The 23,904-nt window shown below is 69.1% G+C and carries 26 protein-coding genes; 19 read left to right on the top strand and 7 right to left on the bottom strand.

What is annotated here, in order from left to right:
* Positions 1–29 precede the first annotated feature (29 nt).
* Positions 30–929 carry an oxidoreductase gene (locus QFZ21_RS08070; protein WP_307376448.1) on the top strand — a complete coding sequence of 300 codons (900 nt, stop codon included), beginning with the start codon at positions 30–32 and terminating at the stop codon, positions 927–929.
* A 16-nt stretch (positions 930–945) separates the two neighbouring features.
* Here QFZ21_RS08070 and QFZ21_RS08065 read toward each other — a convergent pair whose 3' ends face one another.
* Positions 946–1,398, bottom strand: coding sequence for a hypothetical protein (locus tag QFZ21_RS08065; RefSeq protein WP_307376447.1), 453 nt, complete (start codon positions 1,396–1,398; stop codon positions 946–948).
* Between the two features lie 160 nt (positions 1,399–1,558).
* On the opposite strand from QFZ21_RS08065, the gene QFZ21_RS08060 reads away from it, so the two are divergent.
* Positions 1,559–2,209: a dihydrofolate reductase family protein gene (locus QFZ21_RS08060; protein ID WP_307376445.1), complete on the top strand. Its 651-nt coding sequence runs from the start codon at positions 1,559–1,561 to the stop codon at positions 2,207–2,209.
* A 28-nt stretch (positions 2,210–2,237) separates the two neighbouring features.
* On the opposite strand, the gene QFZ21_RS08055 is transcribed toward QFZ21_RS08060, so the two are convergent.
* The 3 genes from QFZ21_RS08055 to QFZ21_RS08045 all read right to left on the bottom strand — a co-directional run bounded on the left by QFZ21_RS08055 (position 2,238) and on the right by QFZ21_RS08045 (position 3,631).
* On the bottom strand, positions 2,238–2,630 hold the full coding sequence (locus QFZ21_RS08055; RefSeq protein ID WP_307376443.1) for an ester cyclase: 393 nt from the start codon (positions 2,628–2,630) through the stop codon (positions 2,238–2,240).
* A gap of 118 nt (positions 2,631–2,748) precedes the next feature.
* Positions 2,749–2,952 carry a hypothetical protein gene (locus QFZ21_RS08050; protein ID WP_307376440.1) on the bottom strand — a complete coding sequence of 68 codons (204 nt, stop codon included), beginning with the start codon at positions 2,950–2,952 and terminating at the stop codon, positions 2,749–2,751.
* Between the two features lie 118 nt (positions 2,953–3,070).
* On the bottom strand, positions 3,071–3,631 hold the full coding sequence (locus QFZ21_RS08045; protein ID WP_307376439.1) for a TetR/AcrR family transcriptional regulator: 561 nt from the start codon (positions 3,629–3,631) through the stop codon (positions 3,071–3,073).
* Positions 3,632–3,737: 106 nt separating this feature from the next.
* Between QFZ21_RS08045 and QFZ21_RS08040 the strand changes: the two genes are divergently transcribed.
* Positions 3,738–5,000, top strand: coding sequence for an MBL fold metallo-hydrolase (locus QFZ21_RS08040; RefSeq protein ID WP_307376438.1), 1,263 nt, complete (start codon positions 3,738–3,740; stop codon positions 4,998–5,000).
* A complete protein-coding gene (locus QFZ21_RS08035; RefSeq protein WP_307376436.1) occupies positions 4,997–5,392 on the top strand; it encodes a carboxymuconolactone decarboxylase family protein in 396 nt (131 codons plus the stop codon). Before QFZ21_RS08040 ends, QFZ21_RS08035 begins: the two co-directional genes overlap by 4 nt.
* 191 nt (positions 5,393–5,583) lie before the next feature.
* Here the strand turns inward: QFZ21_RS08035 and QFZ21_RS08030 are convergent, their stop codons facing one another.
* Positions 5,584–6,774 carry a 4-hydroxybenzoate 3-monooxygenase gene (locus QFZ21_RS08030; RefSeq protein ID WP_307376434.1) on the bottom strand — a complete coding sequence of 397 codons (1,191 nt, stop codon included), beginning with the start codon at positions 6,772–6,774 and terminating at the stop codon, positions 5,584–5,586.
* An 87-nt stretch (positions 6,775–6,861) separates the two neighbouring features.
* Positions 6,862–7,614: an IclR family transcriptional regulator gene (locus tag QFZ21_RS08025; RefSeq protein ID WP_307376431.1), complete on the bottom strand. Its 753-nt coding sequence runs from the start codon at positions 7,612–7,614 to the stop codon at positions 6,862–6,864.
* A gap of 119 nt (positions 7,615–7,733) precedes the next feature.
* On the opposite strand from QFZ21_RS08025, the gene pcaH reads away from it, so the two are divergent.
* The 10 genes from pcaH (at position 7,734) to QFZ21_RS07975 (ending at position 17,081) form a co-directional block, all read left to right on the top strand.
* Positions 7,734–8,552: a protocatechuate 3,4-dioxygenase subunit beta gene (gene pcaH / locus QFZ21_RS08020; RefSeq protein ID WP_307376428.1), complete on the top strand. Its 819-nt coding sequence runs from the start codon at positions 7,734–7,736 to the stop codon at positions 8,550–8,552.
* 2 nt (positions 8,553–8,554) lie between these two features.
* Positions 8,555–9,121, top strand: coding sequence for a protocatechuate 3,4-dioxygenase subunit alpha (gene pcaG / locus QFZ21_RS08015; RefSeq protein WP_307376426.1), 567 nt, complete (start codon positions 8,555–8,557; stop codon positions 9,119–9,121).
* Positions 9,122–9,145: 24 nt separating this feature from the next.
* Positions 9,146–10,438: a lyase family protein gene (locus QFZ21_RS08010; protein ID WP_307376423.1), complete on the top strand. Its 1,293-nt coding sequence runs from the start codon at positions 9,146–9,148 to the stop codon at positions 10,436–10,438.
* The gene (locus QFZ21_RS08005; RefSeq protein ID WP_307376420.1) at positions 10,435–11,208 is read left to right on the top strand and encodes an alpha/beta fold hydrolase; all 774 of its coding nucleotides are present in this window, start codon (positions 10,435–10,437) and stop codon (positions 11,206–11,208) included. Before QFZ21_RS08010 ends, QFZ21_RS08005 begins: the two co-directional genes overlap by 4 nt.
* Positions 11,208–11,615, top strand: a complete 408-nt coding sequence (gene pcaC, locus QFZ21_RS08000; protein ID WP_307376417.1) for a 4-carboxymuconolactone decarboxylase — start codon at positions 11,208–11,210, stop codon at positions 11,613–11,615. The genes QFZ21_RS08005 and pcaC overlap by 1 nt, the downstream gene beginning before the upstream one ends.
* A complete protein-coding gene (locus QFZ21_RS07995) occupies positions 11,612–12,367 on the top strand; it encodes a 3-oxoacid CoA-transferase subunit A (RefSeq protein WP_307376415.1) in 756 nt (251 codons plus the stop codon). Before pcaC ends, QFZ21_RS07995 begins: the two co-directional genes overlap by 4 nt.
* Positions 12,364–12,999, top strand: a complete 636-nt coding sequence (locus QFZ21_RS07990; protein WP_307376412.1) for a 3-oxoacid CoA-transferase subunit B — start codon at positions 12,364–12,366, stop codon at positions 12,997–12,999. Before QFZ21_RS07995 ends, QFZ21_RS07990 begins: the two co-directional genes overlap by 4 nt.
* Positions 12,996–14,165 carry a thiolase family protein gene (locus QFZ21_RS07985; protein ID WP_307376409.1) on the top strand — a complete coding sequence of 390 codons (1,170 nt, stop codon included), beginning with the start codon at positions 12,996–12,998 and terminating at the stop codon, positions 14,163–14,165. The genes QFZ21_RS07990 and QFZ21_RS07985 overlap by 4 nt, the downstream gene beginning before the upstream one ends.
* Positions 14,166–14,291: 126 nt before the next feature.
* Complete coding sequence (locus QFZ21_RS07980; protein WP_307376407.1) at positions 14,292–15,593, top strand: DUF6379 domain-containing protein; 1,302 nt, start codon at positions 14,292–14,294, stop codon at positions 15,591–15,593.
* A 9-nt stretch (positions 15,594–15,602) separates the two neighbouring features.
* Positions 15,603–17,081: a DUF6379 domain-containing protein gene (locus QFZ21_RS07975; RefSeq protein WP_307376405.1), complete on the top strand. Its 1,479-nt coding sequence runs from the start codon at positions 15,603–15,605 to the stop codon at positions 17,079–17,081.
* A 1-nt stretch (position 17,082) separates the two neighbouring features.
* Here QFZ21_RS07975 and QFZ21_RS07970 read toward each other — a convergent pair whose 3' ends face one another.
* Positions 17,083–18,024, bottom strand: coding sequence for a LysR family transcriptional regulator (locus QFZ21_RS07970; RefSeq protein ID WP_307376402.1), 942 nt, complete (start codon positions 18,022–18,024; stop codon positions 17,083–17,085).
* 235 nt (positions 18,025–18,259) lie between these two features.
* Here QFZ21_RS07970 and QFZ21_RS07965 point away from each other — a divergent pair, with 235 nt between their 5' ends.
* The 5 genes from QFZ21_RS07965 (at position 18,260) to QFZ21_RS07945 (ending at position 23,844) form a co-directional block, all read left to right on the top strand.
* Positions 18,260–19,561 carry an ABC transporter substrate-binding protein gene (locus QFZ21_RS07965; RefSeq protein WP_307376400.1) on the top strand — a complete coding sequence of 434 codons (1,302 nt, stop codon included), beginning with the start codon at positions 18,260–18,262 and terminating at the stop codon, positions 19,559–19,561.
* Positions 19,562–19,647: 86 nt separating this feature from the next.
* Entirely contained in the window at positions 19,648–20,607 is a 960-nt protein-coding gene (locus tag QFZ21_RS07960) for a carbohydrate ABC transporter permease (protein ID WP_307376399.1), read from the top strand.
* A gap of 1 nt (position 20,608) precedes the next feature.
* Positions 20,609–21,445, top strand: a complete 837-nt coding sequence (locus tag QFZ21_RS07955) for a carbohydrate ABC transporter permease (RefSeq protein WP_307376396.1) — start codon at positions 20,609–20,611, stop codon at positions 21,443–21,445.
* An 87-nt stretch (positions 21,446–21,532) separates the two neighbouring features.
* Positions 21,533–22,327 carry a TIM barrel protein gene (locus tag QFZ21_RS07950; protein WP_307376393.1) on the top strand — a complete coding sequence of 265 codons (795 nt, stop codon included), beginning with the start codon at positions 21,533–21,535 and terminating at the stop codon, positions 22,325–22,327.
* Entirely contained in the window at positions 22,324–23,844 is a 1,521-nt protein-coding gene (locus QFZ21_RS07945) for a GMC oxidoreductase (protein WP_307376391.1), read from the top strand. Before QFZ21_RS07950 ends, QFZ21_RS07945 begins: the two co-directional genes overlap by 4 nt.
* Positions 23,845–23,904: the final 60 nt, after the last annotated feature.

The raw sequence follows: 23,904 nt of genomic DNA, 5'->3' as shown, positions 1-23,904 counted from the left end.
GGCCGGTGGATCGCGGGTACGTTGTGAGAGTGACTCACCTCCGCATGGATGATGTGGCCATCATCGGTCCCGGTGCGATCGGTTCGACCGTCGCCGCTGTGCTCCACGAGGCGGGGAGGACTCCCGGCCTGTACGGTCGCACGGCGCGCGACGGCCTCGAGGTGCTCGTCGGCGACGAGGTCATCCGCGTACCCGGCCCGGTGCGCACCGACCCGGATCAGGTCTCCGGGCCGGCCGACGTGGTGTTCCTCGCCGTCAAGGCCACGCAGATCGAGGGCGCCGCATCCTGGCTGGCGAAGCTCTGCGGGCCGGACACCGTGCTGTGCGTGCTGCAGAACGGTGTCGAGCAGGTCGCGATGGTCTCGCCGTTCGTTCCCGAGGGAACGGTCGTCGTTCCGGCGGTGGTGTGGTTCCCCGCGCAGGCCCAGGCCGATGGCTCGGTGCGACTGCGCGGAGCCGCGCGATTGACCCTGCCGGACGCGCCGGGTGCCGATCGGGTCGTGGAGGTTCTGCGAGGAACGCGCTGCACCGTCGAGGTGGCGTCGGACTTCTCCTCGGTCGCATGGCGCAAGCTCCTCCAGAACGCCGCGGCAGGGCTCATGGCCCTCACCGGGCGGCGGGCGGGGATGTTCGCCAGGGAGGACATCGCCACTCTGGCTCTGGACTACCTGCGGGAGTGCCTGACCGTCGCCCGCGCCGAGGGCGCCCGACTCGGCGACGAGGTTCCCGAAGAGATCCTTGCCGGCTTCCGGTCCTCTCCCGCCGACCTGAGCACGTCGATCCTGACCGATCGCGAGGCCGGCCGCGCCCTGGAGTGGGACACCCGCAACGGCGTCATCTCCCGGCTCGGCCGCGCCCACGGCATCCCCACGCCGGTCAGCAACGTGGTCACCGCACTCCTCGCGGCGACGAGCGACGGGCCGGGGTGAGTGCCAGTCCGCGGCGTCAGCGCGTGGCCAGCCCGACGAGCGCGGCGATGAGTCCTGCGCCCACCAGGATCACGATCGCGACCACGTGCACGACCTTGCCGGTCACGAGCATCGGCAGATCGGGACCGTCGTAGGACGCCGCGCTGAACATCAGGCCGCGAGCGGGGAAGCTCCAGCGGATGCGGAACCCGATGCGCCTCAGGTCGCGGGACGGCGCGGCGAAGGTCTGTCCGCGCTGCTCCCGTGATGTCTTCCAGGCTGCCTGAGCGGCGTACCAGGCGATCACGAAGAACGGCATCGCGAGGGAGGCGGCCCAGGCGAGAAGGGCCACGCCGATCAGGATGCCCATCCCGCCGCCCAGTGACCGGATGAAGAACAGTCCGAGTGCGGCCAGTCCCACCGCTGTCGGGACGAGCACCACGCCCCACCCCCAGCCCGGATGAGCATCACCCGTCTGCGGTCGCTCCACGTGTCCTGCTTCTTGCCATGTCATGTCTGCCCCCCGGTTCACCACCCTAAGGGCGGGAGAGCTTCAATAGCGTGACCCAGGCAGTGCGCACCCGACAAGAGTCGGGCAGACTGGCTCGGCATCCCTCCGTTCCCGCTCACTCGCCCGAAAGAGAGCTGACATGACCCGTGTCCGCATCGACCTGTTCTCGTCGCTCGACGGTTTCACCGCGGCGCCCGACCCGGCCTCCGACAACCCGATGGGGGAGGACTGGGGTCCGCTGACCGCCGCCTACGCGGCGACCAGGACGTTCCGCGAGAAGGTGTTCGGCGACGCCAGCGGCGCCGGCACGGCCGGGATCGACGACGCCCACGCGCGCTCCTTCTTCGACGGCATCGGCGCGGAGATCATGGGGGCGGCGATGTTCGGGTTGCACGCGCATCCCGAGCCCGACTGGACGGGCTGGTGGGGCGATGAGCCGCCGTTCGGCTGCCCGGTGTTCGTGCTGACGAGTTCCGCACCGCGTCCGGAGATCGCGATGGACGGCGGCACCACCTTTCACTTCCGAAGTGGCTCGATCGAGGAGGTCCTCGCCGAGGCGACGGCTGCGGCCGAGGGCGGAGACGTGCGCGTCGGCGGCGGCATCCGGACCGCTCAGGCGTTCCTTCGTGCCGGACTCGTCGACGAGCTGCACGTGCAGGTCGCACCGATCATCCTCGGCCGGGGGAACAGCGTGTGGGAGGGTCTGCGCGGGCTGGAACAGACTCACGACGTGCGCAGCGAAGTCGCGGAGAGCGGCACGATCCACGTCACCTTCACCCGCAAGGCCTGAGCGGCGAATACCGCGCGGAGGACGGGCGTCAGTCCGAGAGAGCACGAAGGAGAGCGCTGGCATCCGTTCCGCTGAACTCCGCCACCCGTCCGCCGACGATGCGGAACATGCCGAACTCGGCGACGTTGACGCGGCGGCGGGTCGGCGCCACTCCCCGGAAGGCCCCGAGGTGCGTACCGCTGCCGCGCAGGTGCGCGGCGATGCGGTCATCCTCGACGATGAGCTGGATGCGTCGCCATTGCCAGTCGGGGAAGGCCTGGATCAGTTCCGCGACGTCGGCGATCCATGCGTCTGCGCCGGCGGGCAGATGAGCGCGGCGTACTTCCGGGTCGACGAGCTCGCGGATCGCATCGAGGTCATGCCGGTTGCAGGCGTCGAGATAGTCGGCGAACCACTCACGCAGCTGCCACGATTCGATCACCTCACCATTGTCTCGCGCCGCGGTGGTCAGGCCGCCGTGTCGGTGATCTTCACGTCGGCGATCAGGTCGTCCCGCAGGGTGAAGATCATCGGGTCTATCCGCAGGGCCTGAGCCGCGCTCAGCGCGACGTCGGCGGGAGCTTGTCGACGCCGTGGCGGTTCGGCTTGTCAGGCTCCGCCGCAGTCTCCGGCGAGGCATGGGCGGGGCCCGTCGGCGACTCCGACGTCGGGTAATGCGGCTCGTCGATCTCGATCGCCTTGTCGCGCTCCTCGACCGGGGGCAGGTGGTCGAGCGGCTGTTTGATGTCGTCTGGATGGCTCATGCCGACAGCCTCCGATGGGCGGGCCGACGCCGCAAAGGGGGTTGAGAACGAGCGGGTGATGTGGTTGAGGGCAGGCGTCGACGCGTTACGCTCGCTCTCTTCGGGTGTCGACCCAGGATCACCCGGATCTGCGCGCGCGGAGGACGCGGTCGACGAGATCGTCCACGTAGGTCCGGTCTGCGGCGGCACCCTCGAAGGTCACCCGGACGAACACCGCACCGGTGAGGAGCGCGAGTGACGGTTCGACATCGGCCGGATCGAGATGGGTCTCGAGGATGCCGCGCATGCCGCTCGTACCCGTCTCGTAGAGGCGGGTGCGCAAGGTGTCGACGACGTCGCTGGTGTGCACGCGTTCCACGAGACCGGCGAGCAGGCGGTCGAGGTGGCTGTCGTGAAGGTCGGTGGCGAAATCCAGAAGTGCTGTGCGGAGATCCTCGCGCAGGTTCCCGGTCGCAGCAGGGTGATGAGCCCGGTCGCAGACGTGTTCCACCGCGTCTCGGATCAGATCGAGCCGGGCGGGCCAGTGGGCGTAGATCGTGGCCTTCGAGTAGCCCGATCGCCGCGCCACCTCTGCGTGAGTGACCCCGTCCCACCCTTCCGCGAGGAGGAGACCGGCCGTTGCCTCGACGACGTCCCGACGGGTCCGGGCGACCCGGGGGTCGATGGCGTCAGCTGTCATGGATCTCATCTTAGGACTTCCTGGAAGCGCCGGTCACTGTTATACATATAGTTCAGTAGTGGTCTTAATGACCACTAAGTCCACGGCTCTCAGAGAATGAGGTTCCATGTCCACTCTCGCCACCCCGACCCGGCCACGCCGGCGTCGCATCCACTACCTGCTCTGGATACTCCAGGCGCTGCTCGGTGTCTCGCTGATCATCGCGGGCATCCTGAAGCTCTCACTGCCGGCCGATCAGGCCGTGGCGATGTTCCCGTGGTCAGCGGACGTCCCCGCGCTCTACACAGTCACGTCGGTTCTCGATGTCCTCGGCGGGCTGGGCGTGATCCTGCCCTCGCTGACCCGGATCCTCCCCCGGATGACGATCGTCGCCGCACTCGGCGTCGTACTGCTCATGATCTCCGCGGTGGTGTTCTACCTCGTGCGCGGCGAAGCATCCGAGATCATCGCCAATCTGGTGCTGGCTGCCGCCGCGGCGACGGTGGCCTGGGGAAGGTGGGCGGTCCCGATCACCGCGCAGCTGCCGGATCCGGCCCGGATGACCGGCGCTCTTCCTTCCGCCCGTCCGCCCGCCGAGTTGAGGATCTCGCAGCTTCCGACCGGAACCTACAAGACCCGAGCATCGTTCGCGGTCGTGGGAGGTTCGCCCACCGAGCAGCGCGACTTCGCGTCGACGGCAGTTCTCGTTCAGCATCCGAAAGGTGATCTGCTGATCGATGCCGGATTCGGCGCGAACGCCGACGCGCACATCGACTCCCTGCCGTCTTTCCGACGCGCCGCGCATGATCTCGGTGAGACCGTGAGCACTCAGCTCGACGCGGCCGGCTACGACCGGAGCAGACTTCTCGGCGTGCTGCTCACCCACTCGCACTGGGATCACGTGAGCGGTCTGGACTCGCTGGACGTGCCGATCTGGATGACGGGGGATGAGAGGAAGTACGCAGCCGACTCGAAGAGCGACACCGTGTTCCGCGAGGTCTCTCGCGACCGCCGGATCGAGGAGTACGCGTTCGACGGCCCGGCTCACCTCGGGTTCCCTTCGAGCTTCGACTTCTACGGCGACGGCTCCGTCGTCATCGTCCCTGCTGCCGGTCACACCGCCGGTTCCGTCATCGTCTTCGTCACCATGCCCTCGGAACACCGCTTCGCGTTCATCGGCGACCTGACGTGGCAGCTCGACGGCATCACCGGGCGCCTCGAGAAGCCGCTGATGATGCGCCTGCTCGCGGACAGCGACACGGCGCAGGTCCGTCAGGACATGGGCCGGATCATCTCGCTGCAGGATCGGGTCCAGGTCGTACCGGCCCACGATGTACGCGGCTACGCGGGCATCCCGCTGTTCGCCGCGTCACAGGTCGACGCGCGATGAGCGACCGAGGCGCCGCACGCACCGAGCGGGCCCGACGAGGTCGCGCCGTCTACGCCCGAAACTTCGGCGTCGACGAGGCGGCGGCCGAGCACCTGATGACGGACAGAGCGGGAGCGGACTACACAGCGGAAGCCTTCGAAGCGGCCGGTGGTCCCGGGTGGCACGGGGAGGCACTGACCGACCGCGATCGCACCATCGCCGTCATCAGTGCACTCGTGGCGAGCGATGTCAGCGATCGACGACTGGACTTCTATCTCGACCTGGCCCGGAGGAACGGCCTCGACGAGGACGGGCTCACCCAGCTCATGATTCTCCTCACCGCCTACATCGGCCAGCCTTACCCTTCGGCGGCTATGCAGGCAGTCCGCCGCACCGGCTCGCCGGACGCCTGAGGCCTATGTACCCTGGGCTGCTGGTCACCGGCGACGCTCTTGCTGGCGGCGCAGGATGTGGAAGTGGAGCAGGCGTTGAACGTGTTGTGCGGGCGATTCGGCAGGAGCGTGGTTCGCCAACCACTCTTCGATAGACAGGGGTTGCGCGAGAGGGGAGATGCCGGGAGGCTCAGCGTCGGTCCCTGAGCGGCTCACGACGCACCGCCCTCGTGCGGCCACCCCGTGTACGCCTCGGCCAGGAACGTACGCCCGGCCTCGGACTCCACGACCGATCGCAGTTCGCCGACCTGGCGTCGGCGATCGAACTCGGTGGCATCGGATGCCGTGTGGAGCATGCTCGTCATCCACCAGGAGAAGTGCTGCGCCTTCCAGATGCGCTTCAGCGCGGTCTCGGCGAAGGCGTCGATGAGGCGTGTGTCGTTCTCGAGCAGCAGTGCGCGCAGCGCGCGGTCGAGCAGCACCACATCGGCGACAGCGAGGTTCATCCCCTTGGCTCCGGTGGGCGGCACGGTGTGGGCGGCATCCCCCACGAGCACCGCACGCCCGTGCCGCAGCTCGTGTGCGACGAAGCTGCGGAAGCGCAGCACATCCCGCTGCACGATCGGCCCGGTGGCGAGGGACGTGCCGGGCACCCGTGCCTGAAGCGCGTTCCAGATCTCTGCCTCGGAGAGCGCGTTCGGGTCGGCATCCGGGTCGCACTGGAAATACATCCGCTGGATCGTGGCGCTGCGCTGGCTGATCAGGGCGAAGCCGTCGGGTGAGTTGCTGTAGATCAGTTCGTCCGAGCTGGGCGGTGCCTCGCACAGGATGCCGAACCACGCGAACGGGTATTCGCGGAAGTGGCCGCCGGCCGACGAGCCGGTGACCGCGGGGCGCACGACGCTGCGGGAGCCGTCGGCGCCGACCACGAACTCCGCCTCGATACGCAGCTCCTCGTCATCACTCGTGGTCGCCGTGACCCACGGGCGGTCCGTCTCGACATCACCCACCCCGGTCACCTCGGTCTCGAACAGCACGTCCTGCCCGGCGGCCAGGCGCGCGGCGATGAGGTCTTTGAGTACCTCGTGCTGCGGGTACAGCCAGACGCTGCGACCGACGAGCTCCGGGAAGTCGATGCGGTGACCCTCGCCGTTGAACCGCAGCTCGATGCCGTCGTGCCGGTTGCCGACGGTGAGCACGCGGTCGCTGGCTCCGGATTCGTCGAGCACCCGGACCGTCTCCTGCTCGAGGATGCCGGCGCGGATCGTGGACTCGATCTCGGTGCGGCTGCGGCGGTCGAGCACGATCGACTCGATGCCGGCGTCGGCCAGCAGGTGCGAGAGCAGCAGGCCGGCGGGGCCGGCGCCGACGATGGCGACCCGGGTGCGGATGATGCGGGGCATGGCGTCTCCTTCGACGAACGTGTCGAAGTCAGTGTCAGCGCTCGGCGATCATCCCGGTCCGGAGCTCCCGTTGAACGGGATTCTGCGTCAGCGCCGCCCGCCCAGCACCCGCTCGATGTCCCGCGCGGCGGCGAGGAGTTCCCGCAGCGCCGGCTCGATCGCGTCATCGCGGCGGAGCACCACCGACAGTGCGGCGGCCACATCACCCGTCTCGTCGTGCACGGGGACCGCCACCCCGGTCGACACGGCCTCGATGTAGCCGGGCGCACTCGCATGCCCGAGGGCGCGCACCTCGGCGAGCTTGCGGCGAAGATCGGCTGTGTCGGTGATGGTCTCGGCGGAGACCGCGTGAAGGGGTCCGGCCAGGATCCGCTCCTGCAGCGCGCGGTCGGCATAGGCGAGCAGTACGAGACCCGATGACGACGCGTGCAAGGGGAGGCGCCCGGCGACCCGCGTCACATTCGACCCGGAGTCCGGGCTGCTGAGCCGTTCGAGGAACAGCGCCTCGTCCTGCTCGAGGATGGCGAGTTGCGTGTGCTCGCGCACCCGGGCCTGCACGCGCTCCATGAACGGCAGCGCCGCCTGCCGCAGCCGGAGCGCGTGCGACGAACGGGTCGCGAGCTCCCACAGCCGCATGCCGATACGGATGCGCCGGTCGTCGTCGCGCTCCAGCATCCCGGCATCCACCAGCTCCCCGACGATGCGGTGGGCGGTCGAGGCCGGGAGGCCCGCTCGGCGCCCGATGTCCGCGGCGGACTGCACGGTGCGCGCGGGGGTGAACGTCTCGAGCACCCGGATGAGCCGCTCGGTGACGGAGTCGCCGGAGGAGGAGTTCGCCATGCAGCGATCCTGCCACAGGCCGACGACTTGATTCCCATTGAGTGGGAATCAGCTCCCGATACGGGTGGGCGGAGCTCAGGATGCTGTCACCCGCATTCTCTGTGTCGAAGGAGACGCACATGACCGCCACGCCCGGAATCGTCGCCGCGGCGCCCGAGACCCTTCTGGCCCCTCCGGTGCAGGTCGCGCAATCCGTCATCACGCAGGAGATCGCCGATCTGCACGCGTCGTTCGCCCGTCGCGAGGCCGCGGGGGAGTCGCTGCCGGCGACCGCGCATGACTTCGCGCCGTACCGCTCGAGCATCCTGCGGCATCCGACCAAGAACCCGAAGCTCGTCGACCCCGAGACGATCGAGCTGCTGTCGCCCGCGTTCGGCCAGCGCGACGTCGCGTTGATCGAATCGGACCTCACCGTGCAGCACGCGGGCGAACCGCTGGGCGAGCGCATGACGGTCCGAGGGCGGCTGCTCGACTCATGGGGCCGCCCGATCCCGAACCAGCTGATCGAACTGTGGCAGGCGAACTCGGCCGGCCGCTACATCCACCAGCGCGACCAGCATCCCGCCCCGCTCGACCCGAACTTCACGGGCGCCGGACGCGCGATCACGAACGACCGCGGCGAATACGCCTTCACGACGATCAAGCCGGGTCCGTACCCCTGGAAGAACCACCTCAACGCCTGGCGCCCGGCGCACATCCACTTCTCGATCTTCGGCTCGTCGTTCACCCAGCGTCTGGTCACGCAGATGTACTTCCCGGGCGACCCGCTGTTCGCCCTCGATCCGATCTACAACACCATCTGGCGCCAGAAGGATCGCGATGCGCTCGTCGGCGTCTACGATCACGAACTGACCTCTCCCGAGTGGGCGACGGGCTACCGTTTCGACATCGTCGTCGACGGCCCGGATGCGACCTGGTTCGAGCAGGAGGAGGTCTGAGCATGTTCCCCTCCGTACCCGCCAAGACGCACCGGCCGACACCCGGTCAGACCGTCGGGCCGTTCTTCGCCTACGGCGTCGAGTTCCCGAAGATGCACGAGATCGCCTTCCCCCACTCGCCCGGAGCCGTGCTGCTCGGCGGAACGGTGCGCGACGGCGCAGGGCAGCCCGTGCCGGATGCCTTCATCGAGATCTTCGGCGCGGATGCCGACGGCTCGGTGCCGCGCGCTCGCGGCGCGTTCCGTCGCGACGACCACACCTTCACCGGCTTCGGCCGCGCGTTCACGAACGACGAGGGACACTTCGAGTTCTGGACCCGCGCCCCGGGTGCGGCCACCGGGCGGGCGCCGTTCTTCGCTGCCATCGTCTACGCGCGCGGGCTTCCCGACAAGCTGCACACCCGCATCTACCTGCCGGACGACGAAGACGTGCTTACCTCGGATCCGTTCCTCTCCTCCCTGACACCCGAGGAGCGTGCGACCCTGGTCGCGACGCGCACCGCGCAGGGAGACCTGGTGCACGACATCCGCCTGCAGGGCGAGGAGGAGACGGTGTTCCTTGTCTACTGATCTCGATCTCGAGGAGCGACGCTGATGGTCTCGTTCGACGAAGGGCTGCTGTCGCCGGTGTCCGTCGGACACGACGAACTCGTCAGTGACGGCGCGATCCTCGACGCCCTGATCGCGGCCGAGAAGGCGCTCGCAGGCGCGTATGCCGACCTCGGCATGCTGTCGCCCGCCGACCTGACCCGCATCGAGCCCGCGTTCGATGCCCGCGCTGTCGATCTGCCGGCACTCGCCGCGGTATCCGTGGCCGGGGGCAACCCGGTGATCCCGCTGGTCGGCCTGCTCAAGGCTCGTGCGCCGGAAGACATGCGCCAGTGGGTGCATCGGGGAGCTACCAGCCAGGACATCGTCGACACCGCGATGTTCATCGTCGCCCAGAAGGCCGTCTCGCTCGTGCGCGAGGCGCTGAGCGCCACCCTTCACGGACTCGAACGTGTCGCCGTGGAGCACGGTGATCAGGTGGTGGCAGCGCGCACGCTCACCCAGCACGCCGTTCCCACCACCGTGGCTGCGCGCACCGGCAACTGGACGGCCGGCATCCTCCGTGCACGTGAACGCCTTGGCGCCCTGGAGCTCCCCGCTCAACTGGCCGGCGCCGCCGGAACCCGTGCGTCTTTCGTCGAGATCACCGGCTCCGCGGCCGCGGCGAATGAGCTCGTCGCGGCCTACGCCCGGCGCACGGGACTCCACGCACCGGCGGCGCCCTGGCACGTCGTGCGCTGGCCGGTGACCGAACTCGGCGATGCGCTCGTGCAGACAATCGACGCGCTCGGCAAGCTCGCGGCCGACGTCGCCACGCTCAGCCGCACCGAGATCGGGGAAGTGTGCGAGGAGGCCGGAGGCGGATCGTCGGCGATGCCGCAGAAGCAGAATCCCGTCGCGGCGACCCTCATCCGCTCCGCCGCTCTTCGCGCTCCGCAGTTCGGCGCCACCCTGCACCTCGCTGCGGCATCGGCCGGCGACGAGCGACCGGACGGCGCCTGGCACGCGGAGTGGCAGACCCTGCGTGAGCTGCTGCGTCTGGCGCTCGGTGCCTCGGCGCACGCCGCGTCGCTCGCCACGCACCTGCGCGTGAACGCCGCGGCCGGCGCCCGCAACCTCGCACTCACCGGGGGGTTGCTCGTCAGCGAACGGCTCGCGATCGTCCTGGTGCCGCGCATCGGACGGGAGCGGTTCGGCACGCTCATCAGCGCAGCCTCCGAGGGTGCGGATCTCCCCGCACTCGTGCGAGCGCTGCCGGAGGCCGACGACCTCGATGTCGACGCCCTCCTCGATCCCGCGAACTACACCGGCGTCCCGCACGGGGAGGCGACGGCATGATCGCCCTCGCGTTCACGGAGCCCATCGGACCGGAGGATGCTCCGCTGCTGGTCCTCGGCCCGTCGCTCGGCACCTCGACGATCCTCTGGGAGGGCGTCGTCCCCGCGCTGGCGACCTCTCATCGCGTCGTGGCCTGGGACCTCCCCGGACACGGAGCCTCGGCTCCGGCATCCGACGCCTTCTCGGTGGACGGTCTCGCCGACGCGGTCGCGGAGGCGGCGCGCGCACTCGGCGCCGACCGCATCCGCTACGCCGGGGTCTCGCTCGGCGGTGCCGTCGGACTGTCGCTCCTGCTGCGGCATCCGTCTCTCGTCGAGCGTGCGGCGATCCTCTGCTCCGGTGCGGCGATCGGTCAGCCCGACGACTGGCACGCCCGCGCCGCGCAGGTACGAGCGCAGTCGACCTCGTCGCTCATCGTCGGCTCGGCGCAGCGGTGGTTCGCGCCCGGCTCGATCGCCCGGCACCCCGAGCTCACCGGTCGGCTGTTGCACGTGCTGCAGGATGCCGACGACGAGAGCTACGCGCGCTGCTGCGAGGCTCTCGCCGCGTTCGACGTGCGCGCCCGGCTCGGGGAGATCTCCGTTCCCGTGCTCGCCGCCTGGGGGGAGTGGGATGCTGTGACGCCGGAGGCCTCTGCGCGGGAGATCGCCGACGGCGTGCGCGACGGACGGACGTCGCGGATCGTGAACGCGTCGCACCTGGCACCGGTCGACGCGCCGGCCGCGGTCGTGGCCGAGCTGAGCGACTTCCTGGACGAGAGGGGCCGATGATGACCGGATCCACCGACGATGAGCGCCGCGCGCAGGGTTTCGCCGTGCGCCGGGAGGTGCTGTCGGACGCCCATGTCGACCGTGCGATCGACGCGACGACCGAGCTGACCGCCGACTGGCAGGATTTCATCACCCGTGTCGCGTGGGGGGACGTGTGGTCGCGCCCCGGGCTCGACCGGCGATCCCGCTCGATCGCCGTGCTCTCGTCGCTCATCGCGCACGGCCATCACGAAGAGCTGGCGATGCACCTGCGCGCGGCGCTCCGCAACGGCCTGACGATCGATGAGATCCGCGAGGTGATCCTGCAGTCCGCGATCTACTCCGGCGTCCCGGCGGCCAATACGGCCTTCCGTATCGCGACCGAGGTGTTCGGGTCGGACGGCAGCACTCCCGGAGAGACCGCATGATCGACAAGACGGTGGCGGATGCCGCGGCCGCGGTCGCCGGCATCGCCGACGCCGCCACGATCATGATCGGAGGCTTCGGCCGTGCGGGGCAGCCGGTGGAGCTCATCGACGCGCTCATCGCCCAGGGTGCCGGAGACCTGACCATCGTCGCCAACAACGCCGGCAACGGCGACACCGGGCTGGCGGCGCTGCTCGCCGAGCGTCGTGTGCGCCGGATCATCTGCTCGTTCCCCCGCCAGCACGACTCCTGGGTGTTCGACGGCCTGTATCGGGCCGGCGAGATCGAGCTCGAGATCGTGCCGCAGGGAAACCTGGCCGAGCGCATCCGCGCCGCCGGGGCCGGGATCGGCGCCTTCTTCTCGCCCACCGGTGTCGGCACGCCGCTGGCCGAGGGCAAGGAGGAGCGGACCATCGATGGACGCCGCTACGTGCTGGAGTATCCGATCACCGCAGACGTCGCCCTCATCAGCGCTCTGGCCGCTGACCGGTGGGGCAATCTGGTCTACCGCGAGACCGCCCGCAACTTCGGACCCGTGATGGCCTCGGCTGCGGCGACGACGATCGTGCAGGTCGACGAAGTCGTGCCGCTCGGCTCGATCGACCCTGAGACGGTGGTGACGCCCGGACTCTTCGTCGATCGCGTGGTCGCTGTCGGTCGACGGGCCTGGCTCGACGCCGACGGCTTCATCGGCGGCGTCGACATCGAGGGGCGGCCGTTGTCGCAGACCGAACCGACGGAGGCCGCTCGATGACCACCCGGATCACCCGTGACGAGCTCGCCGCACGCATCGCGGCCGACATCCCCGAGGGCGCCGTGGTCAACCTCGGCATCGGCGCCCCGACGCTGGTCGCCGACTTCCTGCCCGAAGGGCTCGAGATCATCCTGCACACCGAGAACGGCCTGCTCGGCATGGGGCCGTCGCCGTCGCCGGGGCTCATCGATCCCGACCTGATCAACGCGGGCAAACAGCCGGTGACCGCGCTGGCGGGCGCCGCGTACTTCCACCACGCCGACTCGTTCGCCATGATGCGGGGCGGGCATCTCGACATTTGCGTGCTCGGGGCGTTCCAGGTGGCGCAGAACGGCGACCTCGCGAACTGGTCGACCGGTGCGCCCGGGGCGATCCCCGCCGTGGGCGGCGCGATGGACCTGGCGATCGGCGCGAAGCAGGTGTTCGTGATGACGGACCTGCTCGCGAAGGACGGCTCGTCCAAGCTCGTGGCCGGCTGCACGTACCCGCTCACCGGGGTCGGCTGCGTCACCCGCGTGTACACCGACCACGCGATCCTCGATGTGGTGGAAGGCCGCTTCCGAGTGCGCGATGCCTTCGGCGACAACACCGTCGAGTCCCTCCGCGCGCTGACAGGTCTGGAGCTCTCATGACGGCATCCTTCATCTACGACGCGGTGCGCACGCCGTTCGGGCGTGCCGGTGGCGCGCTCGCCGGGGTGCGGCCCGACGACCTCGCCGCGGTCGTCCTGCGCGCGATCGTCGAGCGCACCGGCATCGACCCCGCGCGGATCGACGACGTGCTGCTCGGCGACGCGAATCAGGCGGGGGAGGACAACCGCGACGTCGCCCGGTTCGCCGCGCTCCTGGCCGGGTTCCCGACCACCGTGCCCGGGGCGACGGTCAACCGCCTCTGCGGGTCGAGTCTCGAAGCCGTCATCCAGGGATCCCGCGCGATCGAGGTGGGCGACGCCGATCTCGTGCTCGCGGGCGGCGTGGAGTCGATGAGCCGCGCTCCATTCGTCGTGGAGAAGTCGGCCAAAGCCTGGCCCGCCGTCGGCAACCAGACGATGTGGAACACCGCGATCGGCTGGCGGATGACCAACCCCGCGCTGCCGTCGGAGTGGACGATCTCCAACGGGGAGTCCGCCGAGAAGCTCGCCACGCTCTTCGGCATCAGCCGTGAGGAGCAGGATGCGTTCGCGCTGCGCAGCCACCGTCGCGCGGCGGAAGCGTGGGCGTCGGGGGTCTTCGACGACGAGATCGTCGCGGTTCCCGGTGTCGAGCTGTCCAGGGACGAGGGCATCCGCGACGACACGACGCTCGAGAAGCTCGGCGGGCTGCGGGCCCTCTTCGCGACTGACGGCACGGTCACGGCGGGCAACTCCTCGCCGATCAACGACGGCTCCTCCGTCGTGCTCCTGGGAGCGGAGGGAGCGACGGATGCCGAACCGCTCGCTCGCATCGCCGGTCGCGGCGTCTTCGGCAACGACCCCGACGTGTTCGGCATCGCTCCGGTCGAGGCCGCGAACCGCGCGCTGGCACGGGCCGGACGCACCTGGGCCGACGTCGACCTGGTCGAGCTGAACGAGGCATTCGCCTCGCAGTCGTTGGCCTGCCTCGCCGGGTGGCCCGACCTCGATCCGGAACGCGTCAACGTGCACGGCGGCGCGATCGCCATCGGGCATCCGCTCGGTGCTTCGGGTGGTCGCATCATCGCGCGGGCGGCGCATGAACTCCGTCGTCGCGAGGGCGGCGTCGCCGTGGTCGCCCTCTGCATCGGCGTCGGACAGGGGCTCGCGCTGGTGCTCGAGCGCTGATCCGCCCGGTCGCCCCGCACGTCAGCATCCCTTATGGCCCGCATGCGTATCCCTTATGCATGATTCGCGCTAAAGCCGGTTAGCCTCGAAGAGCGGCGCAAGAGCGCGCCCGGAGAGGAAGCACCGATGCTTCTCGAGAGAGACCTGATTCAGTCCGTCGGCTTCCGCAACGTGCGGGAGGGTGACGCGATCACCGGATTCCAGTTCCGGGTGCGGATGCCCTCGTACCGCGGCATGACCGCCTCGCTGATCGACGGCATCGCCGTCTCGATCCCCGGGCTCGTGGACGTCGCGGCCGACGTGCCGACCTGGACACTGCAGGGCAAGACGTACACGCTCGCCGAGCTGTGGACGAGCGAGGACGTGCGCTGGCAGCTCGAAGACGCCGCCGTCGTCACGGTTCCGCTCGCCGGGGGTCTGCCCGACGGCATCCACGAGCTCTCGATCGATCTGCGCCTGCGCATGTCGTACATCCCCCAGGAGCACCAGCCCAGCCGCTACCAGGTGACGAGGGCCATCACGCTGTCGCCCGAGGCGTCCGGTGCGCCGTTCAAGTACGGTGTGTCGCTCTACAGCTTCATGGGCGACTACGGCACGTGCATCGACCTCGAGACGGCGCTGCACCAGATCGCCGACCTCGGCGCGACCGGCGTCGAGATCCTCGGCGAAGGACACGTGCCGAACTACCCCGACCCGCCGCAGGAGTGGGTGGACGAGTGGTTCCGGTTGCTCGACAAGTACGGCCTGGAGCCCACCAACATGGGGTCGTGGATCGATACGCGCCTGCACTCGAGCGGTCCCGATGCGCGCGAGATGACCGCCGAAGAGGGCGCCGCCATCCTGCAGCGCGACCTGCGGCTCGCCCGGCGGCTCGGCTTTCGGTTCCTGCGCCCGAAGATCGGCGTGGTGTCGAGCGACCTCGTCCCGCACCCCATCTGGACCGAGGCGGTGGAGCAGAGCCTCGCGCTCGCCGCCGAGCTCGACGTCATCATCTGCCCCGAGATCCACTCGCCGACCCCGATCAAGCACGAGGTCGTCGACGACTACATCGACCTGATCCGCCGCACCGGGACGAAGCACTTCGGACTGCTGCTCGACACCGGCATCTTCCAGGACCGGCCGATCCCGCTGAAGCCCGGCGAGCTTCCTGGTCGACGGCCGGCGTTCCTCGACGGCATCGGTGTGGATCCCGCCGACGTCTTCGACATCATCGAGCACGTGGTCTTCATCCAGGCCAAGTTCCACGACATCGATGAGGCGCTCGTGGACCAGCAGATCCCGTGGGAGCCGGTGCTCCGTGCTCTGCGCGACGCCGGGTACACCGGCTACCTCTCGAGCGAGTACGAGGGTGACCGCATCCCCTGGCGCTCGGTGGAACAGATCCGTCGCCAGCACTCCCTCATCCGCCAGACCGTCGACGCCCTCTGAGGAGACGCCATGCCCAACGGACTCATCCACGCCGACAGCCTGCGCCCGCACCCCGACGGCCTCGCGCTGCGGCTCACCCTGCCCTGGTACCGCAGCCTCTGGCTCTCGTCGGTCACGAGCCTCGCTCTCACGATCGACGGCGAGGAGGTCGCGCAGGACGATCTGCGGTTCGAGCTGCACGGGCGCTCCTACGCCCTCGATGAGCTCGGGGACCAGAGCGAGACGCTCTGGTACCTGCAGGAGCATCCCCTGCTCGTCGCACGGCGCGACGTTCCTGTCGCGCTCGGCGAGCAGCACGAGGTGACGCTGATCGGTCAGCTGCGCCTGCCGTACATGCAGATCGCGCCCGGCGAGGACGGCGATCCCGGCATGTATGTGCCGAACTTCGTGCGCGACGTCCAGACGCTCACCGTGACGGATGCCGACGCTCCCGCTCCCGCGCTGGTCAGCGACGTCACGCCGCCGCCCCCCGCGACCGCGGAGGACCCGTTCCAGCTCGGGCTGACGCTGTACTCGGCGAGCGCGGAGTTCCGCGCCGGCTGGTACGACTTCGACGGACTGCTCGACCGTGTCGCCGAGCTCGGCATCGGTCCCGGCATCGAGATCGTGGCCTCGCAGATGGTGCCCACCTACCCGGTGGTCTCGGACGACTTCGTGACACGCTGGCGTGCGGCGTTCGACAAGCACGGCTTCGACGCCAGCTCGTTCGGCGCGAACCTCGACATGGGCAGGCGTCGCGATCGCGACATGACGCCCGACGAGGAGTTCGAGTTCTCGAAGCTGATGTTCGCCGGCGCGAAGCAGCTCGGATTCCCGCTGGTGCGCATCCAGAGCGCGAAGCCGGAGCTGCTGCGTCGCCTGCTGCCGATCGCGGAAGACCTCGAGCTGAAGCTGGCGTACGAGATCCACGCGCCGATGGGGCCGAACTCCGAGCCGATCCTCAAGGTGCGGGAGACCTACGCCGAGCTCGACTCACCGCTGCTCGGGTTCGTCGCCGACTTCTCGTCGACCATGCACGCCATGTCGCCGACGCTGCTCCGTGCGGTCCGGCGTGCCGGTCTCGACGACGAGGCCGTCGGACGCCTGCAGGAGATCTGGGCGACGGATGCCACGATGCGCGAGCGCCAGGAGGAATTCATCGGCTACCTCCGCGGACGCGACTTCGATCCGGGCCGACTCGGCTCGTTCGCGCACCTCGCCTTCAACATGCACGGCCATGTCGCTCCGCAGGAGTGGGCCGACATCATGCCGCAGATCCTGCACGTGCACGCGAAGTTCTACGACATCGACGAGCAGGGACAGGAGCCGGCGATCGACTACCCCGAGCTCGTGCGCGTCTTCGTCGAGGGCGGCTATCGCGGCTACTGGTCGAGCGAGTGGGAGGGTCACGCGTTCGCGGAGCTCGGCGAGGTCGATCCGCTCGTCCTGGTGCGCCGCCAGCACGACCTCATCAGGGCGAGCACGCGAGCGGTGCCGGCGCCCGTCTGAGTCAGTCGTCGGCGTGTGCGCCCGACTCGACGATGCGCCCGGCCTCCTGGAACAGCTCGACCATCCAGGCGTGCTCGGGGTCGCGCGCGTGCACGGGGTGCCACCACAGCGCGTGCACGAGCGGTGTCGGTTCGAACGGCAGCTCCACGATGCGCACACCGCCGAGCCGGGCGGCGAGCGGCGCGAGCGCCCGCTGGATCAAGCCGATCCGGCGGGTACCGGCCACGTAGAGGGGGAGCGCGAGGAAGCTCTCGACGACCGCGTCGATGCGTGGCTCGACGCCGAGCTGCTGGATCTGCCTGCTGGCCGAGGTGAACGCGGTGCGGGACTGGTAGGTCATCACGTACGGCCGATCGGCGAGATCCTCCATCGTGAGGTCGCCCTCGATCCCGTGCTCTCCGTCCGAGACGAGCGCCACCCACTCATCCCGCCAGAGGTCGGCGTACGCGAGGTCTGTGAGGAAGCCGTGCGGGATGATCATGCCATCGGCCGACCGCAGCCGGTTGGGCGCGTCCTCGACGACCGTGGGGTTGTGCAGCATGAAGCGGAACCGCACGCCGAGCCCGCGTTCGGCGGCCATGCGCGAGACCACGGCGCCGATCGTGGCGAAGCCGTAGTCGGATCCGTAGATCGAGAACTCGCGCGTCGACTCAGCCGGCGTCCAGGTCGCCTGGCTCTCGAACACGCGACGGGCCGCCTCGAGCGCCGTGGTGGTGTGCTCGGCCAGGCGCAGGGCGAAGGGCGTGAGCTCGTAGGTGTTGCCGCGGCGGGCGAGGATCGGATCGTTGAAGTGCGTGCGCAGCCGGGAGAGCGAGGCGCTGAGCGCCGGCTGACTGAGATGCAGCCGCTCGGCGGCCCGGGTGACGCTGCGCTCGGTGAGCAGGGCATCCAGCGACACGAGCAGGTTGAGGTCGAGTCGGGACAGCAGTGCATGATCGGTCACCACGATGTGATCCTCCGGCGTCGGAAAGCGATATACCGATCTTATCGACCGAACCTATCCCGGCGTCGGTAGGTATTCGCCCGCTCTATGACCGGGCTCGGGCAACCGTTCAGGCGGACTTATGCCATGCATCCGAAACACTTATGTGTGTTTCTGACGAATCCGGTCGATACTGGCAGAACAGCACCGGACTCAGGCCCCTGAGTCCCCGACAACGTAGTCAGAAAGGCTGGACATGTCACAGCACTCTCGATCTCGCGTCCTCCGCACCGGCGTCCTCGCCGCGGCGACCGCGAGCGTCGTCATCCTCGCCGGTTGTTCCGGATCCGCCCCCGAAGGCGGCTCAGGAGACTCCGGCGGCGAGCAGGCATTCAGCTTCACGTTCGCCACCTCCAACAACCTCGAGAGCCCGTACGAATCGCTCGCGAAGGCGTACATGGAGGCCCACTCGGACGTCAAGATCACCCTCAACCCGACGCCGAACGACAAGTACGGCGAGACCATCCGCACGCAGCTCCAGGCCGGGAACGCCTCCGACGTCATCCAGACGACCCCGGGCTCCGGCGATGCGCGCGGCCTGATCCCGCTGGCCGAGGCCGGCTTCCTCGAGCCGCTCGGCGACACCGCGACGGGCCTCGTCCCCGCAGGCAGCGAGCCGATCTTCGAGATCGACGGCAAGACCTACGGTCAGCCGATGGACTTCACCATCGCCGGCGTCGTCGCCAGCATGGGAACCGCGGCGCAGAACGGTCTGGATGAGTTCCCGACCGACGAGGAGTCCCTGTACGCCGCGTGCGACGCTCTCGCCGCCGACGGCAAGTCGCTCCTCGCGCTGGCCGGCGCCGCGGGTCCGAACGCCGGGCTCACCGCCCAGGGCATCGCGGCCACCCGTGTCTACGCCGAGGACCCCGACTGGAACACCAAGCGGGCCGACGGCGACACCACGTTCGCGGAGTCCGAGGGGTGGAAGGACACCCTGCAGACCCTGGTCGACCTGAAGGACGGCGGCTGCTTCCAGCCCGGCGCCGAGGGCGGCGGATTCGACGCGATCACCAACGGTCTCGCACAGGGCACCTCGGTCGGCAGCTTCATCCCGTCCGGCTCCGCCGTCGAGATCGCCACGGCGGCTCCGCCCGAGGCCGACTTCAAGGTGCAGCCGTTCCCGGCCGCCGACGGCGGCGACCCCTACATCCTCGCCAGCTCGAACTACACGATCTCGATCAACGCGGCCTCGAAGGTGAAGCCGGCAGCCGAGGAGTTCGTCGAGTGGCTCGCCACGGATGAGGCGCAGGAGCTCTACTACGAGAAGTCGGGCCTGCTCCCGATCTCGGGCTACCAGAACCTCGACCTCGCCGACACGATCTACTCGCCGGTGGTCGACCTGATCGCGGACGGCTCCTACGCCACCCTGCCGAACAACATCTGGCCCAACCCGTCGGTCTACGAGGCGCTGCAGGTCGGCGTCCAGGGCCTGCTCACCGGCCAGAAGGAGATCGACCAGGTGCTCCAGGACATGGATGCCGCCTGGGGCGAGTAACTCCGCAGGCCGTCCGGGTGCCGCGCTCGCGCACCCGGACGGCCACACCCATATCTCGCACGACGACGTACGAACATGAGGGAATCATGACCCTGAGGACAGAGTCCGAGACCGAGCTGGTGGTCGTGCCGAAGAGCGCGCAGCCCGGGCGGCGCCGCCCGCCGGCTCCCCGGCGCCCCGGCCTGCTGAAGTTCGGCCACTGGTGGTGGGCGCTTCCCGGCATCATCCTCGTGCTCGCCGTGCACTACGTCGCCACGACCATCGGCGGGTTCTTCGCCTTCACCGACTGGTCCGGCATCGGAACCTTCGCCTGGATCGGCTTCGACAACTTCACGAAGATCTTCGGAGATCCGACACAGATCGGCTCCCTGGGCAACACGCTCTTCCTGGCGTTCGTCTCGGTGATCCTGAGCAACATCGCCGGCCTCGCCCTGGCGCTCGGCCTCAACCGCGGGCTCAAGACCCGCTACGCGCTCCGCGTGCTGTTCTTCATGCCGGTCGTGCTCAGCCCGCTCGCCGTCTCGTACGTGTGGAAGTTCATCTTCGACTACAACGGCCCGATCAACGCCTTCCTCCGCGCTCTCGGGTTCGACGAGTTCGCGCGGGCCTGGGTCGCCGATCCGATGTGGGCGATCTGGACGATCCTGGTGGTCGTCGTCTGGCAGAACATCGGCTTCGCGATGGTCATCTACATGGCCGGCCTCGCCGCGGTGCCCGTCGAGATCGAGGAGGCCGCCGCGATCGACGGTGCGAGCCTCTGGCAGCGGTTCTGGCACGTCACGCTGCCGTCGATCCGCCCCGCCGTCGCCATCGCGACCACACTCGGCCTCGTCAACGGACTCCGAATCTTCGACCAGATCATGGCGATGACCGGCGGCGGGCCGGCAGGCGCGACCGAGACCCTCGCCACGCAGGTCTACAAGGAGTCCTTCGCACTCGGGAACTTCGGCTACGGTGCCGCGCTCGCGCTGCTGCTCACCGTGATCATCCTGGTGTTCGCCATCATCCAGCAGCGTCTGACCAACGGTCGCCCCGAGGAGGACTGAGATGTTCCGCTACACGAAGTTCACCGCACTGCGCGAGGTCCTCATCTGGATCATCGCGATCGTCTTCCTCGCCCCCTTCTACTTCCTCGTCACCACGGCGCTGAAGTCCGACCAGGAGGCCATCACCTCGTCGAACCTCGCTCCGCCCACGAGCCTCGACTTCAGCAACTTCGTCGAGGTGCTCACGGCGCAGGGCAACTCCAACGTCGTGATGGGGCTGGTCAACAGCGTGATCATCACGGCAGGCAGCATCCTGTGCCTGGTGCTCCTGGGCGCCATCACCGGTTACGTCATCTCCCGCAGCACCCGGCGCTGGAGCCGCACCGCCTACATGCTGTTCCTGATCGCGATCGTGCTGCCGACCCAACTCGGCACCGTGCCGCTCTACATCGGCGCCCGCACGATCGGACTCACCGGTTCACTGTGGGGCATGGTCATCCTCTACACCGGGATGCTGCTGCCGCTGTCGATCTTCCTGTACGCCGGGTTCTTCCGCGGTCTCGGCACCGAGTACGAGGAGGCCGCGACGATCGACGGCGCCTCGCGCACGCAGATCTTCTTCCGCATCGTGCTTCCCCTGATGTCGCCGGCCACCGGGACCGTGGCGATCCTCGCCGGGCTCATCGTCTGGAACGACTTCTTCACCTCGCTGATCTTCCTCGGCGGCTCGGCGAACCAGACGCTCCCCGTCGCCATGTACTACTACATCGGCTCGCTGGTCTCGTCGTGGAACAAGATCTTCGCGATCGTGATCGTCTCGATGATCCCGATCCTCGTGTTCTACCTCTTCGCGCAGAAGCGCTTCATCCAGGGCTTCGCGGGCGGCCTCAAAGGCTGAGCCGCGGGGGTGCTCCGGCATCCGCCGTCCTTCATCGACCCCTCACACCGACACTCTCCACCGACGTCACGTCGAGAAACGAGCATCATGTACGTTCTTGCGCCCAACATCGAGCTCCTCTTCACCGAGGCAGGCGACTACCAGGACCGCGTGCGCGCCGCTGCCGCCGCCGGCTTCACCGCCGTCGAGATGTGGGGTCCGACCGGCGTCGACGCGCCCGCGAAGCCGAAGGACGTGCTCGCGCTCAAGGCCGCACTCGACGAGACCGGCGTGCAGCTGACGGCCCAGCTGGCCGAACCCCGCACGCAGTTCATGATCCCGCCCTGGGATCACACCGAGTTCTTCCGCAAGCTCGACGAGGGCGTCGAGATCGCCCATGCCCTCGGCACCCCGCGTCTCGTGGTCGGCAGCGGCACGGGCTTCGGCGGCTGGAAGCGCCAGGTGCAGCTCGACAAGCTCATCGAGATCTACCAGAAGGCGATCGCGCAGATCGACGGCTCGGGACTCACCCTGGTGCTCGAGCCGGTGAACGTGCGCGTCGACCACCCGGGCTCGCTGCTCGACCGCACCGCCGAGGCCGTCTATGTCGCCCGCGGCGTCGACTCGGCGCAGTTCGGCGTGCTCTACGACATCTACCACTCGGCGGTCGAGGGGGAGGACATGGCCGCCGAGCTGGCGAACGCCGGCGACCTCGTCAAGTACGTGCAGCTGGCGGACGCCCCGGGCCGCGGGGAGCCCGGCACCGGCTCCCTCGACTGGACCGAGCGCCTCGGCATCCTCCGCGCATCCGGCTATGACGGGCCGATCGGGCTCGAGTACTACCCGCAGGCGGACTCCGAGGAATCCGTCCGGCTCATCCGAGAGGTCGCGGCGACGGCATGAGCGACCGGAGCTATCCCGCGTCGGCCGACGTCGTCATCGTCGGCAGCGGACCGAACGGCGCGGCCTACGCCCGCATCCTGAGCGAGCTCGCCCCCGACGCATCGATCGCGATGTTCGAGGTGGGGCCGACCGTCTCGAACCCGCCGGGCGCCCATGTCAAGAACATCGAGGATGCTGCGGAGCGTGCTCGCGCGCAGGCGCTGTCCGAAGGACCGGGGGAGCGGGCCGCGACGATCAGCGACCCTGGTGCGGCGAAGTCCGGCCAGCGCCGGGGGCGGGCGGGCACCTACCTCCTCCCCGACGGGTACCGGGTGGAGGGCGAGGACGGCATGCCGGTCGCCGCCTTCTCGAGCAACGTGGGCGGCATGGGTGCGCACTGGACGGCGGCGTGCCCGCGTCCGAACGACAGCGAGCGCATCGACTTCCTGCCCGACCTCGACGACCTGCTCTCCGAGGCGGAGCGCCTGCTGGGTGTCACGACCGACGCCTTCGACGCCTCCCCGTTCGCGACCATCGTGCGGGAACGGCTCTCCGACGCCGTCGACGCCGAGCGCGACCACGCGCACCGTGCGCAGCGGATGCCGCTGGCCGTGCACCGGCGCGACGACGGTCGCCTCGTGTGGTCGGGCTCCGACGTCGTCTTCGGAGATGTGACACGAGCCAATCCGCACTTCTCGCTGTTCGACGAGTCGTTGGTCACCCGCGTGCTCACCGACGGCGGACGCGCCTCGGGCATCGAGGTGCGCGACCTGCGCACCGGTGACGTGCACACCATAGCCGCCCGGTTCGTCGTGGTCGCCGCCGACGGTCTGCGCACCCCGCAGGTGCTGTGGGCCTCCGGCATCCGTCCCGCCGCCCTCGGACGAATGCTGAACGACCAGACGCAGATCGTCTTCGCCTCCCGGCTGCGCGACGTGCACGCGGGCGGCGAGGATGCGGTCGCCGCGTCCGGAGCGCTCAGCGAGCAGAGCGGCGTCACCTGGGTGCCGTTCACCGACGAGATGCCGTTCCACGGTCAGATCATGCAGCTCGACGCGTCGCCGGTGCCGCTCGCGGAAGACGATCCTGTCGTGCCGGGGTCGATCGTCGGGCTCGGTCTCTTCACGGCCAAGGAGCTGCAGTGGGACGACCGGGTCGAGTTCTCCGACGACGCCCTCGACGGCTACGGCATGCCCGCGATGACGATCCACTACACGTTGACGCCGCACGATCACGCGGTGATGGAGCGTGCCCGCGAGGAGCTCGTGCGCCTCGGGCGTGCGGTCGGCGATCCGCTCGACGAGCGTCCGTTCACGATGCCCGCCGGTGCCTCCCTGCACTATCAGGGCAGCACCCGGATGGGGGAGACCGACGACGGTCGCAGCGTCTGCTCGCCCGACAGCGAGGTCTGGGACGTGCCCGGTCTCTTCGTCGCGGGTAACAACGTCATCCCGACGTCGACGGCCTGCAACCCCACTCTGACGTCGGTCGCGCTCGCCGTGCGCGGCGCCAGGAAGATCGCCGAAAACCTGCGCTGACTCTTGCTTATGCAGGAAAACGACATTAGTCTGTCTAAACAAGGACAAAGTAGTCAAGGA

The sequence above is a fragment of the Microbacterium sp. W4I20 genome (genome assembly GCF_030816505.1).
GTDB lineage: Bacteria > Actinomycetota > Actinomycetes > Actinomycetales > Microbacteriaceae > Microbacterium.
This window is presented reverse-complemented; position numbering and strand designations above follow the sequence as displayed.

Excerpts from the sequence above, each read along its gene's own strand:
- QFZ21_RS08005 (WP_307376420.1), top strand. The coding sequence starts at position 10,435 with ATGATCGCCCTCGCGTTCACGGAGCCCATCGGACCGGAGGATGCTCCG.
- QFZ21_RS07975 (WP_307376405.1), top strand. The coding sequence starts at position 15,603 with ATGCCCAACGGACTCATCCACGCCGACAGCCTGCGCCCGCACCCCGAC.
- QFZ21_RS07980 (WP_307376407.1), top strand. The coding sequence starts at position 14,292 with ATGCTTCTCGAGAGAGACCTGATTCAGTCCGTCGGCTTCCGCAACGTG.
- pcaH (WP_307376428.1), top strand. The coding sequence starts at position 7,734 with ATGACCGCCACGCCCGGAATCGTCGCCGCGGCGCCCGAGACCCTTCTG.
- QFZ21_RS08010 (WP_307376423.1), top strand. The coding sequence starts at position 9,146 with ATGGTCTCGTTCGACGAAGGGCTGCTGTCGCCGGTGTCCGTCGGACAC.
- QFZ21_RS07960 (WP_307376399.1), top strand. The coding sequence starts at position 19,648 with ATGACCCTGAGGACAGAGTCCGAGACCGAGCTGGTGGTCGTGCCGAAG.
- QFZ21_RS07995 (WP_307376415.1), top strand. The coding sequence starts at position 11,612 with ATGATCGACAAGACGGTGGCGGATGCCGCGGCCGCGGTCGCCGGCATC.
- QFZ21_RS07945 (WP_307376391.1), top strand. The coding sequence starts at position 22,324 with ATGAGCGACCGGAGCTATCCCGCGTCGGCCGACGTCGTCATCGTCGGC.
- QFZ21_RS08060 (WP_307376445.1), top strand. The coding sequence starts at position 1,559 with ATGACCCGTGTCCGCATCGACCTGTTCTCGTCGCTCGACGGTTTCACC.
- QFZ21_RS08050 (WP_307376440.1), bottom strand. The coding sequence starts at position 2,952 with ATGAGCCATCCAGACGACATCAAACAGCCGCTCGACCACCTGCCCCCG.
- QFZ21_RS08030 (WP_307376434.1), bottom strand. The coding sequence starts at position 6,774 with ATGCCCCGCATCATCCGCACCCGGGTCGCCATCGTCGGCGCCGGCCCC.
- QFZ21_RS08035 (WP_307376436.1), top strand. The coding sequence starts at position 4,997 with ATGAGCGACCGAGGCGCCGCACGCACCGAGCGGGCCCGACGAGGTCGC.
- QFZ21_RS08040 (WP_307376438.1), top strand. The coding sequence starts at position 3,738 with ATGTCCACTCTCGCCACCCCGACCCGGCCACGCCGGCGTCGCATCCAC.
- QFZ21_RS07990 (WP_307376412.1), top strand. The coding sequence starts at position 12,364 with ATGACCACCCGGATCACCCGTGACGAGCTCGCCGCACGCATCGCGGCC.
- QFZ21_RS07950 (WP_307376393.1), top strand. The coding sequence starts at position 21,533 with ATGTACGTTCTTGCGCCCAACATCGAGCTCCTCTTCACCGAGGCAGGC.
- pcaC (WP_307376417.1), top strand. The coding sequence starts at position 11,208 with ATGACCGGATCCACCGACGATGAGCGCCGCGCGCAGGGTTTCGCCGTG.
- pcaG (WP_307376426.1), top strand. The coding sequence starts at position 8,555 with ATGTTCCCCTCCGTACCCGCCAAGACGCACCGGCCGACACCCGGTCAG.
- QFZ21_RS07955 (WP_307376396.1), top strand. The coding sequence starts at position 20,609 with ATGTTCCGCTACACGAAGTTCACCGCACTGCGCGAGGTCCTCATCTGG.
- QFZ21_RS07985 (WP_307376409.1), top strand. The coding sequence starts at position 12,996 with ATGACGGCATCCTTCATCTACGACGCGGTGCGCACGCCGTTCGGGCGT.
- QFZ21_RS08045 (WP_307376439.1), bottom strand. The coding sequence starts at position 3,631 with ATGACAGCTGACGCCATCGACCCCCGGGTCGCCCGGACCCGTCGGGAC.
- QFZ21_RS08025 (WP_307376431.1), bottom strand. The coding sequence starts at position 7,614 with ATGGCGAACTCCTCCTCCGGCGACTCCGTCACCGAGCGGCTCATCCGG.
- QFZ21_RS07965 (WP_307376400.1), top strand. The coding sequence starts at position 18,260 with ATGTCACAGCACTCTCGATCTCGCGTCCTCCGCACCGGCGTCCTCGCC.